This is a genomic window from Kocuria carniphila (assembly GCF_004136555.1).
Lineage (GTDB): Bacteria > Actinomycetota > Actinomycetes > Actinomycetales > Micrococcaceae > Kocuria > Kocuria carniphila.
This window is the reverse complement of the sequence record NZ_NOIT01000008.1, coordinates 109,722-125,674: the sequence shown is the minus strand read 5'-3', so window position 1 is coordinate 125,674 and position 15,953 is coordinate 109,722. Positions and strand designations below refer to the sequence as shown.

Here is a 15,953-nt window from a genome sequence, read left to right as displayed (position 1 = left end):
GCACCATCAACCGATCCTTTCCCTCAGCAGACATCCGTCACCATTCATAGGCATAGACAAGGAGCACGCCGTGGGCGTCATCTCGCAACTCACCCGGGCACTGACCGATCAGCAGGTTCGATTGGTCGATCTCACCAACAAGCTCAGCGCCACCACACCCACGCTGGAGCTGCCGGAACCGTTTTCCAATCTGATCGACTTCTCACTGGAGGAAGTGTCGGCCTACAACGAGCCCGGTCCCTTCTGGAAACACCACAACATCCACACCGGTGAGCACATCGGCACGCACATCGATGCTCCCGTGCACTGGGCCACGGGTCGCGAGGGCAAGGACGTCTCCCAGATCGAACCCGCCCGGCTGATCGGACCGGCCGTGGTGCTGGACTTCACGGCGGAGGCCGAACAGGACGCAGATTTCTTGGTGGACGTTTCCCACATTCAGGAGTGGGAGGCCGAGCACGGTGCCATCCCGGACAACGCCTGGGTGTTGTTCCGCACCGGTTGGGATCGCTTCGCTCAGGATCGGGATGCCTTCTTGAACAAGGACGAGAACGGACCCCACAGCCCCGGTTTCACGGTGGAGTGTGCCCGTTGGCTCGGCGAGGAACGAGCGATCTCGGGTGTGGGTGTCGAGACCGTGGGCATCGACGCCGGAGCCGCCGGCGCCCTGGATCCGGCCTTCCCCATGCACTACTACCTGCTGGGCAACGACAAGTACGGCATCACGTCGCTGCAGAACCTCAGTGAGCTACCACCCACCGGGGCACTGCTGGTGGTTGCACCGCTGCCCATCGAAGGTGGCACCGGCAGCCCGTCGCGCGTCTACGCGTTGATGGACGCCGAGTAGTTCCCTCGCGCGGTTGACCGATTGAGGGTTCATCGATTGTGCTCGTGGCCGCTGCCGTCCCGATGACTGGGTGAGGTGCAGCGGGACGGCTGGCCGGAGCCGGTTACTCCGCCAGGATCGCCTGCGCCACCTGATCCGCATCCGCGATAGTGCGGGCACCCAGGTGCGCCGGTGCCTCTGCCTCAGCGGCAATCGAGACGCCCCATTGCACCGAGGACAGCTGCAGACCCAGCACGAAGATCCCGGGCTCCACGGCGTCCTTCTGCCCCACGACGCGATAAGCGAAGGCCCCGGTGCCGAGTGTGAGGCCGCCCAAAGCGGTGTCCTCGCGGCGGGCGCTCGCGCTCACGTCCAGACCCGTGCTCGTGACGGGGCTCGCGCCGTCGCGCGTTTCCATGAGCTTGCCGCGCACCAAACCGCGCTCGTGCATATTGGACAGCAGCGGGGAGATGTTGCGGTGCACATCGTTGGCGGGCGACATGGCCTCGATAAGCCAGCGAGCACGAACGGGCGTATCGCTGACCCACGGCGACGCCGCCACGAAGCAGCCCTCGTTGCGGTCCACCACGAAGCGAGGCTCGGGGCCGAGGAACCGCACCACACCCGCCCGCGTCAGGGCCGCCAACTGCTGGATGCGCAACACGGGCGGACCCGAAGCCAGACCTTCCACGAAGGGCTCGAAATCCCGTCGCAGCTCATTGACCCAGGACGAGTCCGAGATTCCGGCCTCTGCCAGGACACACTTGAGCACGGTGCGGGCCGCGTTGAGAGATGAAATGGCCATCTTGACGGGGTCGTCCTCACCCCGCAGCGAGCCGTGAACGTCCCGGTCCAAATAATGCACCACCGCGGCGGCGTACTCATCGTGGCTGTCGAAGTTGACGTCCTCGAAAGGTCGCGCCAATCGTTCTTGTTGGAGCTGCCTGCCCGGCACCACGGAGGCCGTAACCAAGGCTTCGACGCGCTGGGACCAGCGAGCGCCGTCGTCATCAAGAAGGATGGCGTCCAACTTGCGTAAGAACTCGCCCGCGGGCTGGGTGAAGGCATCCGGGGAGGTGCGCGCCAGGACGCGGTAGTAGTTCCAATTCGCGTCCTTGCGGATCAGGGGCCACAAATCGCGCTCGAACGACAGCTGTTCGCTGCTGGTATCGAGCAGGTTCTGGACGGCCTCGAGCGTGAAAAACCGAGTCTCCAGGGTGTGTGCGTAGTAACCCTCGAGCTGCGGCTTAGCGCGGTAGGGCGTGCCGCGGCGTGAGCCCGCGACGATGTGCGGTTCCTTGCCCGACGGCCGGTAAATCAACCGTTCGGGGTTGTTCTTATCCGGCTCGAACGTGCCGCCGCGGCCTTCGGTAAGCTGGGCGAGCGCGTCGCAGAAGTTCAAACCCATGCCGCGTACGAGCACGGTTTCCTGTTCGGGGAGGTCCGCCCACGGCGCATCGGCGGGCACGGTGGGCGGCCAGTACGTCAGACCGTGTTCGGCCGCACCGTCCACCAGTTCCTTCTGGCCGGGGCGCAGGTGGGCGTCCAAATGGCCCAGTGCAAGCACCACGGCATCCGCGGGGATCGACTGACCGCCCGCGAGCTCCACGGCGTAACGGTGCCGCGCCTCTTCGTGAACCCACGCGTCCACGGCCTCAGCGCGGTGGACGGTGAGGGTCACGTTGCTCGGCAGGTGGTTGTTGAGGGTCGTGAAGATCCACTCCAGATACCGCCCGTAGATGGCGCGAGGCGGGAAGTCCTGCGAGGTCAGCGCCTCCAGCGCATCGCGTTCGGCCTGATCAAGGGCGCTCACCGGGGTGATGCTGCCGTCGACGACGCCGCGCCGCCACCTGTCGAAGCTCATGTTCCGCACCTCGGCCAGCGGATCCACCGCCAGGGCGCCGTCCGGCGCGATCACCGTGGGGAACAGGGACGGGGTGTTCATCAGGAACAGCAGTGATTGATCGGTGCGCCACACGTGGCCGGCTCCGGGAGGGAAGGGGTCCACCAGATCTATGTGCACCCGGGCGCGTGTCTGTGCCGCCTGCGCCGTCAGCCGTTCCACCGCGGAGAGCCCTCGGGGGCCCGCACCTACCACTACCACTCGTCGCTGACTCACCATGACCACCAGGATAACGAGCCATCTGTGCGTGTCTTACCCCGCCCGTAGCATGGGCCCATGGTCACCACTTCTACTTCTCCCACGCATCTCGAGGATGAGCTTGTCGATGAGTTCTTGTGGCTCGAGGACATTCACGGCGAGCGCCCCATGGAGTGGGTGCGGGAGCAGAACCGACGCACTGAAACATTGGTGGACGGCCCGGAACTCACGTCCATGACCGAACGCGTCGTGGACGTGATGGACAGCCCCTTCCGCATTGCGGCCGTGACCAAGCACGGGCCCTATTACTACAACTTCTGGCGGGACGCTCAGCACCCGCGCGGGCTGTGGCGGCGCACCACGTGGGAGTCCTGGGTCAGCGACAGCCCCGAGTGGGACGTCTTGTTGGACGTGGATGAATTGGCGCGCACCGAGAACGTGGACTGGGTCTTCTCCGGTGCTCGGCTGCTGCGACCGCAGTACACCGACGGGCAGTGGCAGCGCGCTCTGGTCAGGCTCTCCCCGGATGGTGGCGACGCCGTGCGCACACGGGAATTCGACCTGGAGAGCCGGGAATTCGTGACCGGTGGCTTCGACGTCCCCACGGCCAAGTCTTCCGTTTCCTGGGTGGACGCGAACACCGTATTCGTGGCGACCGATACCGGCCCCGGCTCCATGACCGAGTCCTCATATCCGCGCCAGGTGCGCCGAGTGTCCCGCGGGCAGAACACCGCGCACGCTCCCGTGATTTTCGAGGTGCCCGCTGACCACGCCCAGGCCGCGGTCTACAAGGACCACACACCCGGCTTCGAACGCGTGATCGCCATGGATCTCGTGGATTTCTTCACGGTGCGCACATACCTGTGGAGCGAGGAGCAGTGGGTTGAACTCGACCTGGACCCCACGGTGAGCGTGGATCTCCACAAACAGTGGCTCCTGATACGCCCGCGGCACACTCTGGAACTCAACGGGACCGAGTACCCCGCCGGTTGTCTGCTCGCCGCGGATCTCCGAGCGTTCATGAACGGCGACCGCTCCGTGGAATCGGTCTTTACTCCGGACGCACACTCGAGTCTGGAGGGGTGGTCCTGGACGCGCGACCACCTGATCCTCAACACCCTGCATGATGTCTCCTCCGCGCTCTACTCCACGGTGCCCGGTGAGTGGGAGCTCACTCCCCTGCCGGGCATCCCGCCGCTGCACAGCGCTTCCGCGTGGGCCGTGGACGATGAAGATCCCGAGGTCGGCAACGACTATTTCTTCTCGGTTACCGGGTACCTCACACCGTCCTCCTTGGGGCGGGGTTCCCTGCCCGAAGTCTCCGGCCCCGAAGGCACTGCAGACAGCACCGAACGCCCGGCGAGCGAGCCCGCAATCCTGAAGCGAGCGCCGTCGTTCTTCGACGCGCAGGGTCTGGACGTGACTCAGCATTTCGCCACGTCCGCGGATGGTACGCGCGTGCCGTATTTCCAGGTAGGCCCGCGCAATCTGGAGCTGGACGGGCTGAACCCCACGCTGCTCAGCGGCTACGGAGGTTTCGAGGTCTCCCGCACCCCGGGATATTCGGGAGCCACCGGGATCACCTGGTTGACCCGGGAGGACCAGCGCGGTCGCACGGGCGTCTACGTGGTGGCCAATATTCGCGGTGGTGGCGAATACGGGCCGTCGTGGCACACCGCCGCACTCAAGGAAAACCGCCACCGTGCGTACGAGGATTTCGCGGCGGTCGCGGAGGATCTGCATCGACGCAGCGTATGCACCGCCAGGAAACTCGCGTGCGCCGGCGGCTCCAACGGCGGACTGCTGGTGGGCAACATGCTGACCACCTACCCGGAGCTGTTCGGTGCGATCTCGTGCGGTGTGCCTCTGCTGGACATGCGCCGGTACACCAAGCTCTCGGCCGGGGCCTCGTGGATCGCGGAATACGGTGACCCCGAGCAACCGGAGCAATGGGAGTACATCCGCACGTTCTCCCCCCACCACCTGCTGTCACCCGTGATGTGTTATCCGCCCGCTCTGATCTGGACCGCAACCTCCGATGATCGGGTGGGGCCCGTTCAGGCCCGCAAGATGGCGGCGAAAATGCTCGATCAGGGGCACCAGAACGTATGGTTCCACGAGGCCACGGACGGCGGCCACGCGGGTGCCTCGGACAACCGACAGGCTGCGGCGCTGCACGCCCGTTCCCACGAGTTCATGTGGCAGATGCTCGAGAATCCGAAGGGCCGTTAACCACTGGCAAGTCACCATGGCTATCCTGGCTGACGGCCCTGGTACAGATCTGCCAACGGGCACATCCTCAAGACATTACGACGTTGGAGATCATCTTTGCCTTCTTCACCCTCTCAACCCGCATCGGGCGGCACCGCGGAACACCCACCGCAGATCGCTCCGGGCGCGATGGGAACCATTGCCGTTCTGCTGATCGCGGCCTTCGTGGTCATCCTGAACGAAACCATTTTGAACGTGGCACTCCCCCACTTGATGGAGGACCTGCATGTTGACGCTGCCACTGTGCAGTGGGTGGCCACCGCGTTCATGCTGACCATGGCCGTGGTCATCCCGACCACGGGCTTCCTGCTGCAGAAGTTCTCCACGCGAGCCGTCTTCGGCCTGGCCATGGGGTCCTTCGCGCTGGGCACATTGCTCGCTGCCCTGGCCCCCAGCTTCGCGGTCCTACTGGTGGCTCGCGTGGTCCAGGCGTTCGGCTCGGCCATCATGTTGCCGTTGCTGATGACCACCATTCTCACGCTGGTTCCCAAGCAACGCCGCGGCCTGGTCATGGGCAACGTGTCCATTGTGATTTCCGTGGCTCCGGCCCTCGGCCCCACGATTTCCGGATTCATCCTGGCGCATTTTCCCTGGCGCAGCATTTTCTGGTTCGTTCTCCCTATTGCCGTGCTTGCCTTGATCATCGGTCTGACCCGTCTGAAGGACGTCGGTTCGCGTGGCGACTTGCGGCTGGACATCCTTTCCGTGGTGCTGTCCGTCTTCGGCTTCGGTCTTCTGGTGCACGGTCTGTCCACGGTGGGTGCCGGCGGCACACAGGGCGGCGATTCCGATTCCTTCATGGGATGGGCCACGTCCGCCGGTGGCGGTGCGGTCATCCTGACCCTCGGTGTCCTGCTCGTGGCGGCATTCGCACTGCGTCAGCTTCAATTGCAGCGCAAGGACAATCCTTTCCTGGACCTGCGCACCTTCAAACACCGCGACTTCACCGTGTCCGTGGCACTCATGGCCATCGCCATGATGACCCTGTTCGGCGGCGTGATTGTGCTGCCGTTGTATCTGCAGACCATTCGCGGACTGGACACGCTCCAGACCGGTCTGATTCTGCTGCCCGGTGGCCTGATCATGGGCCTGTTGGGTCCCGTGATCGGTCGTCTGTTCGACGCGTACGGGCCCCGTCCGCTGGCCGTGCCCGGTGCGGCGCTGCTGACGTTCGTGATGTTCAACTTCTCACGGCTGCAGGCCGATACTGCCGTGTGGTGGATCGTGGTACTCCAGGTTGCGATGTCCGTGGGCCTGGCCATGATCTTCACCCCCGCGTTCACCTCAGGCCTGAACCCGTTGCCGCCCAAGCTCTACTCACACGGTTCGGCAACGCTGTCCACCCTCCAGCAGGTGGCCGGTGCGGCCGGTACGGCGCTGTTGGTGGGCATCATGCAAGCGGGCACCACGGTGCTCCAGAACCCGGACGGTTCTACGACCACCGATGCGATTCCGGGCGTTCACGCGGCCTTCCTCACGGCCACTGCGCTGGGTGCGGTGGCGTTCGTGCTGACGCTCTTCATGCGCAAGTCCACTCCGGAGAACAACCGCGTGACGGTGGAGGGATCCGAACCGGCAGCGCACTAAATTGCCGGTCTCGTCCCGGGACAGACGTAGGGCCCCGCTTGTTTCAAGCGGGACCCTACGTCTGTCAGCATTAGTGACTTCGCGTAACGAACTATTGGTCACGGTGAATCGACGGGTCGAATGGTCCTTACAGTCGCGTCACTTTCACTCCCCCGCGCGGAGTCCAGGTGTACTGGGTCCGCACTCCGGTCTTGATGTTGAGGAAGCGCTGATACGTACCGGTCGAGGTCCGGACTTCGCCGGTGGTCGGGTACCCAGCCTTAGCCTCATAGCCGTTGCGCGCCCAGGTCTGACCGATGCCCGAACGCTCAACGATCGGGTTGGCACGGCTGCGCGAGCTCCACAGGATCTTGGTGGTCTTGTTCGTCTGCGGGTTCACGAACGTTTGGTATGCCCCGCCCGTGGAGGTCGGTTGTTCGTTGTTGAACGGGATGCCCACCCCGCGAGCGCCGCCCAGCGAGACGTGCCTGGCCCCAATGCCTGACCAAGTCTTCACCTCTCGAGCGCCGGTTCGGGAGGACCAGTAGATCTTGGTGGCCCGGCCGTTCTTCACGAATGTCTGCACCACTCCACCCACTCCGGTGCTCTGCTCACCTGTGGTCGGGGCACCGTACACAGCCGCACCACCCCGAGAGTTATAGTAGCTGGCGATCGCACCGCGCGCCGTCGGCGCCACCGCGCGAGCAGCACGATTCGCGTCCACCTTGCGGTAGCCGCTCACATTAACTCCGGTGTTGCGCAGGGTGTTACGAATGGATTCCACACCCAGGTTCGGGTTGCGCTCCTTCATCAGCGCCACCACACCGGACACGTGCGGGGCCGCCATGGACGTTCCGCTCAGATCGCCGTACGTGGGCGATCCCAGGGAGAACTTTCCGTTGTTGACCGTGGACCAGATCTGCGCGTTGGTATCGCCACCCGGTGCCACGACATCCACCATCGGCCCCCAGTTCGAATAGCCGGTCATCCGGTTGTGGGACGACGTCGCTCCCACCACAATCGCGCCACCACAGTTGGCCGGCGAGGCCAGATTCGCACTCTTGCGCGCGTTGCCCGCCGCCACCACGAGAGGTACGCCAATCTGGTGCATGCGGTTGACCGCGTTCTGCATCACGGGCGCGCAGGTCGAGGCGTCCCATGCTTCGGAGAGATTGACGACCTTGGCAGGCGTCGTGTTCCGCGGGACTCCCGGGATGGCAATGCCGGCCGACCACATCACGCCGTCGGCGATATCCGAGACGTAGCCGCGACCATCGGCACCCAGCACGCGTGCGTGCTGGATCCTGGCGTCCGGGGCGACCCCGGCAATGCCGGTGCGGTTATTAGTGTGGGCCGCCGCAATGCCCGCGACGTGCGCACCATGCCACCAGCTGGGTCGACCCGGGCTCCAGTCGCCAATGTCCTGGGGGTTGCTGTCCCGCCCGTTGCCGTCGCGTGAGTGATAGAGATCGGACAGGAAGTCGTAGCCGCGGACCGTGCGCTGGTTCAGGTCCGGGTGGTTGATCTGGCCGGTATCCGCGATGCCGATCACCACGCCGTCCCCGGTACCTTGCCACCAGGCATCCGGCACGCCAATGTTTCTGGGGCCCCATTGATAGCCCCAGTAGCGGTCATTGGGTTTGGTACCGGCGTGGGCGGCGAGCGCATTGACCACAATCTGATCTGGTTCGGCCGATTCGACGGCCGGATCTTCCTCAATGGTTTCGACCACGGCTTCCTGCTCGGCCTTGTTGAGCATCGTGTCAGATTCCACGACGTCCTCGGCGTTACCGGTGGTCTTGACGATTTCCGGGTCCTCGATCTCGGTGGTGGTCTCCACCTCGGTCAGGACATCTTCCTTCTGGACCTCGGGCACCTGATCCTTGAATTTCACGACGATGCGGTCGGTTTCCGGCAACACCGTGCCCTGGGTGGCGGTACCCCTACCGAGCGACCCGATGCCGCCCACGGTGGGTGGCTGAACTTGGGCTTGCTGTTCCGGTGATGGTCCCTCGGGCGGTGCCGCCACCGCAGGTGCGGCCGTGGCGATCAACAGCGCCGAGAGTGAGAGTGTCAGAAAGGATCTTGCGGAGCTCTTTTTCATGGTTTCCCCCTAGGAAACAGCCCCCTGTCGCCGTGATCAGCGCTGGCCCTCATTGACTGACGTCCGTTGGCAGGAATTCCGAACTGCTAGTGGCTCGGAGTTTACACCTGCAAATCACTGTTAGATAGGTCACGGCACGACTGAGGGCCTCACATTTCACATGTGAGGCCCTCAGATTTTTTGGCGGAGACGGGGGGATTTGAACCCCCGGTCCGGTTTAATCCGGACCCTTCATTAGCAGTGAAGTCCATTCGGCCGCTCTGGCACGTCTCCACGTCGCATTTCCGTTCGGGACGGGCCCGGCAAGAAAACAACGAAGGTTAGCTTATCGGTCACCTGAGCCGCGGGTCAAAGCCAACGCAGCTCGAGCGTCTGTTCACACCGGTCAACGACGGCGCTCGCCGCCTTGCGCGCGGCGGTACAGCTCGGTCAGTTGGTCACTGACGGCATCCGATCCGTAGCGGGCTCGGATCTCCCGTGCCATCTCCTCCGGTGATGCCGCTGCGGGGTCGTGGGTCAGATCGAGGACCGCTCGGCCGAAGGCCTCCGGGCTTCGCTCGGACACCATGCGGCCGTTGCGCTCCGTGATGAAATCGCCCTGACCGCCCTGGTCACCCATGATCACGGGTCGGCCGGCGGCAAGCGCTTCGGCTGCTGCCACACAGAACGTCTCGGACTTGGAAGGAAGGACAAAGACGGTAGATTCAGCGAGGTCACCCCACAATTGCTCGGTGCCGCGGAAACCTTGGAAATCCACGTGATCCGCTATTCCCCGTTCCCGCGCGCGCTGCTGCGCTCGCTCCCTCATTGGCCCGTCCCCGTCCCACACGAGCGAGGCGTCGTGGCCTTGTGCGCGCAACCAGGCGACCGTATCCACCGCGACCAGTGCACCCTTGTGCTCGGTAGCGTTACCCACGGCGATGAGACGCAGCGCGGCGTCGTCGGGAAGGGGCGCGACCTGCGGCGCGTGGTCGATCACGTTGCCGATCAACGCCGTGGCTCCGGGGCGAGCGAACTCCTCGAGTTTGCGGGTCATCAAGGTGCTCACGCCCGTGACAACCCTGGGCAGGCGCAGTACATGACGCAGCCACGCGGTGCGTTCCCACAGCTGATTCACGTGCTCCGGGAACAGGACTCCATTCCAATGCTCGGTATGCACCCACGGCGTACGGCCCACGACCGGCGCAGCGATGAGGGCCGACGAGAAGGCCATAGTGTGTACGACATCCGAGGACCGCGCCCACTGCCGGATCTCGGCCAGCGCTTTGACCATGGTGAGTGGCTTGCGCGGATCGAAGCCCACCCGGGTGACCGCAACGCCGTCGTAAGTTTCCTGGGTGACGGGCGAACCGTCGAGGAGCTGGACGTGGACCACGTGGACGTCGTGGTCGCGGGCGATGGCACGCACGTGCCGCGTGATGAACGGCGTGCGGAAGGGCGCGTCGTGCGTCGGATACCACGTGGAGACCACCAGAATTCGCATGGCCCCACTGTACCGAGCGTGTGTTTTGCACTGCCCCGTCACTGGATTGCGCGTGCCCCTCAGCCCCTTGACGGCCCCTTGTCCTAGACTCCCAATAATGACCACGCCCGCTGCAGCTCCCCGCGATCCAGGCCGGTGGCGGCGAATACTCTTCCCGCCGCCCAATCACGAAAACAAGGACAACCCCATCGGGTCCGCGTTCGCGTTGACGGTGATCGCCGTGTTCGTCCAGGGCCTCTCGCGCTTCGGCTACAGCTTGCTCATCGGCAACATCCTGGGCACGGAGAAACTGGGGCAGGTCAACCAGGTCATTGCCCTGGGACTGTTCCTGGTGCTCCTGTGGCCCCAGGCCTCGGGCACCGCGGCGTCCAAGTACATTGCGATGGCGCGGGGCAAGTCCGACGCCGATCAGCAGGCGTCCGTGGCTTTGTACACCTCCCGCAGCGCGTTCGTCGGCATGACGGTGCTGTCGGTGGCTGCAGTGTTCATCGCCATCTACGCGCAGGAACTCCCGCTCAGCTATGCGCTGTCGGCAGGGTTGCTCGTCATTGCGCTATCCGCCTACAACTTTGTGCGCGGCGTGCGCACGGGCAACAACCAGTTCGTGACCACCACGTTCTGGGACTGCATCAGCTCGTTGATCACGCTCACGCTGCTGCTCGTGGTCCTCCTGGCCGAGCTGAACCCGCTGCTGTTGCTCCCCCTGTGCTTGGGCTACCTGATCTACGCGATCCCTGCGTGGCCCAGGCGCGGTGGCAGCAAACTCTCGAAGCCGCTCAAGCGTGAGCTCCTCAAGTTCACCGCGTGGGGATCCATCAACATCCTCACGGCTGCCGGCCTGTTGCAGTTGTCGCTGATCATCGGCGGCAATTACGACAGCCAAGAAGCCATCGGCCATTACGCCGCCGCGCTGACCATCGCGACACCCGCCAGCATGCTCTCCTCGGCCATGATCGTGGCCCTCTCCCCCTCGGTGGCGCGCATGTTCAGCGCCGGGGACATGGCCGGCATGAAGACCCAGTTGGACGCGATCATGCGCACGATGGTCCTGGTCTTCCTGCCGATCTTTGGTGTCGGAATCCTGTGGGCCGAGCCGCTCGTCATGGTGCTCTACGGCGCTCGCTACGAAGAGTTCGAAGGCGCGATTCCGCTGCTAATCGTGCTGTTCTTCGCCGTCTCCACCACCAGTTTCAACGCCGCCAATTCACGCCTCAACGGAGGCGAGCACTGGGGCGTACGCACCCTGGCATTATGCAACGCAACCGGCATGGCCCTGGGCATCATCACCATGGTGTGGTGGGGCCCCGAACTGGGCATGATGGCCGCCGCCATCGGTTACTTGATCGGCTGCATTATCAGTTCCATGGTTCCGCTGATCATCGTGTGGGTTCACGACCGGATGCCATGGACCGGCGTGATGCTCCGGATCCTGACCGGTTATGCCCTCGCGCTGCTGTGCCTGTGGCTCACGTACCGCTACGACTCACTGCTGGTGACAATCGGGGCGTCGGTGGCCTTCCTCCTGGTCTGGTGTGCCATGTCTTGGCGCGACCTGGCTCCGCGTCTGCGCATGGTCACGGGCCGTTTCAGCAAGAAGTAGTCAGGAAGAATCCCGGTTAGTTGCCCCCGTGCCGCTTGGCAATGCGATCCCGCGCGGTTTGGACGGCAGCGGCAGCCATGAAACGCAACGGTGCGTCGCGCCCCAATGCGTGGGCGGGTTTGGCGGTGAGGAGCGCGGCGGGGTTGGCAAAACGACGTCGTGCGGCAAGCCCCGCTTTCAACTGGCCCTCCTCCTGTGTTTCCGAAAGCAGCAGGTCAATGACGTGCAGATCCGCCTTGGAAAAGTCACCCCGCGCACCGGGCACCGAATCGAGCAGGCGAGAAAGCGCTTCGCGTGTCCCCTGCGCTTCGTCCTGGGACCAGGTTCCGGCCTTCAGATGAGCCGACACTGCTTCGAACACATTGATGCGAACCACTTTGACGACGAATGCCCGGCGCAGCTCAAGCGCGGCTCCCTCGAACCACGGTTTGTCCAGGATTCGTACTGACGGTTCGAGCTGCGCGCGAACCGGGGACGGGGTTTGCGAAACCCGATCCGTGGCGTCCGCGTGCATCACGTACGTGGGTTCCCCGGGGGCATAGTCGATCCTGGCCGCTCCCGCGTACAAGCGCATGACAAACGCTTGATCCTCACCGGTGCTCGTCCCGAAGTCGAATTCGGCCCCGAGCCTGCGAACGGTCTCCACCCGTTGCAACCCGAACACGGAGGCCCGGTAGACCAGGCGATCGGCAATAGGATCCAAGTTGGAGGTGCGCCCGGGGCGGATCACGGGCGTGATGTCCGTTCGGCCGTTGCTGTGCTTCAGCCACGGAATCACCATGTCGCTGTGGCGCTTCTCGGCGATCTTGACCCAACGGCCAACCGCTCCGGGCTGATAACTGTCGTCGCTGTCCAAGAAGCAGATGTACTTGGCATTGGTGTGCTCCAACCCCGCGGTCCTGGGGGCTGCAGCAGTCGCCCCTTCGGCTGGAGCCTCAATGATTCTGACGTGATCCAGTTGCTCTTGGGTCAGCATGCCCCGAACCTGTTCCGTGGAGAGGTGATGTGCCACCACGGTAATGACGTACTCCCCCACGGACAGCGGTTGGACGCCAAGCCGCGCGGAATCCACTGCCCGGCCGAGCGGCCGTGAGAGTGAATGAACGGGGATCACGACATCCACGAGAGAACGAACCGATGATTGCTGCATGATCAGCAGAATAAAACAGATTTCCGCAAATCAACCCTGTGAGGCCAGAGCGAATGGCAGAACATTCGTGGCGCCCGCTAACCGCAGTTCACGTGCGGCAACGGTGAGGGTCCATCGGCTGTCCACGAGGTCGTCCACCAACAGGATGGACGGCTGCGGTTGTTCCCGTAGGGCCTGCGCAATCTCGGGCGGAACGGAGAACCGGCCCCACACTTCCGCCAAACGGTAGGCGCTGTTGCCGCCGTGACTGCCGCGCGGAACTTCCTGGTCGAGTTGTAGTGCACCCAGGAACGGCAAATGTCCTGCCGTCGCCAGCCCTTGAGCGAGAGACGAGACCAATTCCGGGCGCGACAGGGACGGCATGGCGACCACTGCGGTGGGGCGGACGGACCAGTCCCACTGGGCTAGCACTCCGATGCACGCACGCCCCAGGGCAGCATCGACAGTGGTGTCCATGGGCTGCCCGTTGTCATCGTTGCGGAAAATCTCCCGCAGCCGCTGACCCCAACCCAGGTCCGTAAGCCGGGCTAGTGACCTGCCTCGGTCCGCACGTTCTTCTTCCGGGATCTTGCCCTTGATCTGGATGCCCAACCGGTCCATGCCGCTGGGCCATTGGGCACGCGGTTCCAGGGGAGCACCCGCTCGGTGGAGTGCGCTGTCTGCGGCCGCGGAGGCCTCCTTGTGCACGGTGGTGGCATACCAGGCACCGGCGCACACATCGCAACGACCACATGGCTGAGCCGTTCGGTCATCGAGTTGCTGGGCCAAGAACTGCATGCGGCACTCGGTGGTGAATTGGTAATCCATCATGGCCTGCTGCTCAGCTATACGAGCGCGCCGCACCCGGTCGTAGCGAGGGGCGTCGTACTCCCACGGCCTGCCCGTGGATTGCCACCCTCCAGAGACACGTTCCACGGCACCGTCCACGGCGAGCACCTTGAGCAGCAACTCCAGCGGCGTGCGCTTGATGTTGACCCGAGTTTCCAAGGCGGCGACCGACAGCGGCCCTCCGTGTTCGGCCAGCGCTGTGAGCACGGCCCCGGATTTCTCCTCCGTGGGCATGGACGCGGTGGCGAAATACTCCCAGATCTCCCGGTCCTCGGCACCCGGCAGGAGCAGAACGTCTGCGGTGTCGGTCGCACGACCGGCGCGGCCCACTTGTTGGTAGTAGGCCACCGGCGAGGAGGGCGCACCCAGATGCACCACGAACCCCAGGTCCGGTTTGTCGAAGCCCATGCCCAGCGCGGACGTGGCCACCAGGGCCTTGACCTGGTTCTCCTTGAGCGCTGTTTCCAGTTCTTCACGTTCGGCCGCGTCCGTGCGTCCGGTGTAGGCCACGGCAGTGTGGCCGGCCTCGGTCAGGGCTCGCGCGGTGTCCTCCGCCGCTCCAATGGTCAGTGCGTAAATGATGCCGCTGCCCGGCAGCTCGTTGAGGTGTTCGATCAGCCACGCCAACCGGGTAGCCGTGGAGGGTAACCGCAGCACACCCAGCCGAAGCGATGCCCGCGACAGTGGCCCCCGGAGTGTGAACACTTCTTGCTGATCTCCAGCTCCCACGCCCAGTTGTTCTCGGACATCCTGAATAACTCGCTCATTGGCCGTGGCTGTGGTGGCCAAGACGGCCACCGACTCGGGAAGCCGTCCCAGCAGGTCCTTGATCCGGCGATAATCCGGACGGAAATCATGTCCCCAGTCAGAAATGCAGTGGGCCTCGTCCACGACCAGAAGACCGAGCTGATCCACCAACTGCGGGAGCTGCTCGTCCCGGAACCTGGGGTTGTTCAAGCGCTCGGGCGAGACCAGCAGAACATCGAGTTCCCCTCGTTCCAAGGCAGCGGTGATCTCTCCCCATTCCGTGGGGTTGGCGGAGGAAATGGCCGCCGCCCGGACTCCTGCTCGGGCCGCCGCCGCCACTTGGTCACGCATGAGCGCCAGCAGCGGGGAAATGATGAGTGTGGGCCCGTGCCCCTGCGCTCGCAGTAACAGCGCGGAGATGAAGTACACCGCGGACTTGCCCCAGCCGGTGCGCTGGACCACCAGGGCGCGACGGCGATCCCGAACCAGTGCGGAAATGGCATCGAACTGGCCGGAATGGAATGCCGCCTCAGGAGTGTTCGTGAGCGCGCGCAGGTAATTCACGGCCTGCTCATACAGCTGACGGTCGATTGTCTCCGATGCCTGGTTCATGCCAAAAGTCTCTCAGCGCGATCAGACACGCATAAGCAAGGGGGTGTGAGTGGCCGGAGGCGGCTGGAGACAAGACATGGGCCATTCAATTGGAAGGCGCCCGCCGCGCTCATGTTTTTTCCCCCGAAGAAACACGAGCCCGGCGAGCGCGTCCACCGGCAGAGCCGGTGCGGATCAATCCGCTGGTGAAGCCAAAGCCCCCGCAATGACTTCTATGCGTTACTCCCGGGTGAATAATTGCGCTTTCACGCCCCCCAGCGTTTCGACGCGTTCACCGTACTTGGAAGGACAGGTTCGGGCCCCCCTGGCCAGAACCATTGATTGCTTCCCGGTACTTGAAGTAACAACAGTATGTAAGCATGATTTCCGCTCGGTTGCCAGCACGATTTCAACCGCATCACACGTGCTGTCCTCAACCCTGGGGTGCCCGTTTGCACTAGCAACCAGGGTTTCGAGGTCTGTAGGGGACGTGTCACCTACTAACCCCCGGTGCGCCGTGGCGCAAAGAGGGGACACGTCAACTTCACCTACGTCCCCCCAAAGACCCACAGAAAAAGTCACTCCTGCGCGCCGCCCAGGGAATCTTACGCAAGCGTGAGCGCCCCGTGGGGAGGGGCCCGGGATGCGCGGCTTGGGCGCATGCGTGTTTACCATGGTCTTCTGTC

9 protein-coding genes and 1 tRNA gene are annotated in these 15,953 nt (G+C 64.2%); 4 read left to right on the top strand and 6 right to left on the bottom strand.

Features of this window, described 5'->3' with window-relative positions; translation table 11 throughout:
• Window positions 1-70: 70 nt before the first annotated feature.
• Complete coding sequence (locus tag EWV37_RS07500) at window positions 71-847, top strand: cyclase family protein (protein WP_129700802.1); 777 nt, start codon at window positions 71-73, stop codon at window positions 845-847.
• Window positions 848-950: 103 nt separating this feature from the next.
• Here the strand turns inward: EWV37_RS07500 and EWV37_RS07495 are convergent, their stop codons facing one another.
• Window positions 951-2,948, bottom strand: coding sequence for an FAD/NAD(P)-binding protein (locus tag EWV37_RS07495; protein WP_129700800.1), 1,998 nt, complete (start codon window positions 2,946-2,948; stop codon window positions 951-953).
• A gap of 57 nt (window positions 2,949-3,005) precedes the next feature.
• Here EWV37_RS07495 and EWV37_RS07490 point away from each other — a divergent pair, with 57 nt between their 5' ends.
• The gene (locus EWV37_RS07490) at window positions 3,006-5,159 is read left to right on the top strand and encodes a prolyl oligopeptidase family serine peptidase (protein ID WP_129700798.1); all 2,154 of its coding nucleotides are present in this window, start codon (window positions 3,006-3,008) and stop codon (window positions 5,157-5,159) included.
• A gap of 96 nt (window positions 5,160-5,255) precedes the next feature.
• On the top strand, window positions 5,256-6,785 hold the full coding sequence (locus tag EWV37_RS07485) for an MDR family MFS transporter (RefSeq protein WP_238663132.1): 1,530 nt from the start codon (window positions 5,256-5,258) through the stop codon (window positions 6,783-6,785).
• Window positions 6,786-6,912: 127 nt separating this feature from the next.
• On the opposite strand, the gene EWV37_RS07480 is transcribed toward EWV37_RS07485, so the two are convergent.
• The 3 genes from EWV37_RS07480 to EWV37_RS07470 form a co-directional block, all read right to left on the bottom strand.
• On the bottom strand, window positions 6,913-8,868 hold the full coding sequence (locus tag EWV37_RS07480; protein ID WP_238663131.1) for a S8 family serine peptidase: 1,956 nt from the start codon (window positions 8,866-8,868) through the stop codon (window positions 6,913-6,915).
• A gap of 181 nt (window positions 8,869-9,049) precedes the next feature.
• Window positions 9,050-9,141: transfer RNA gene (locus EWV37_RS07475), tRNA-Ser, on the bottom strand.
• Between the two features lie 112 nt (window positions 9,142-9,253).
• Window positions 9,254-10,351 carry a glycosyltransferase gene (locus tag EWV37_RS07470; RefSeq protein ID WP_129700796.1) on the bottom strand — a complete coding sequence of 366 codons (1,098 nt, stop codon included), beginning with the start codon at window positions 10,349-10,351 and terminating at the stop codon, window positions 9,254-9,256.
• Window positions 10,352-10,448: 97 nt separating this feature from the next.
• Between EWV37_RS07470 and EWV37_RS07465 the strand changes: the two genes are divergently transcribed.
• On the top strand, window positions 10,449-11,951 hold the full coding sequence (locus tag EWV37_RS07465) for a lipopolysaccharide biosynthesis protein (protein WP_129700794.1): 1,503 nt from the start codon (window positions 10,449-10,451) through the stop codon (window positions 11,949-11,951).
• Window positions 11,952-11,967: 16 nt separating this feature from the next.
• Here EWV37_RS07465 and EWV37_RS07460 read toward each other — a convergent pair whose 3' ends face one another.
• Together EWV37_RS07460 and EWV37_RS07455 are read right to left on the bottom strand one after the other, a co-directional pair.
• A complete protein-coding gene (locus EWV37_RS07460; protein WP_095797739.1) occupies window positions 11,968-13,101 on the bottom strand; it encodes a glycosyltransferase in 1,134 nt (377 codons plus the stop codon).
• 30 nt (window positions 13,102-13,131) lie between these two features.
• A complete protein-coding gene (locus EWV37_RS07455) occupies window positions 13,132-15,288 on the bottom strand; it encodes a RecQ family ATP-dependent DNA helicase (RefSeq protein WP_129700792.1) in 2,157 nt (718 codons plus the stop codon).
• Window positions 15,289-15,953: the final 665 nt, after the last annotated feature.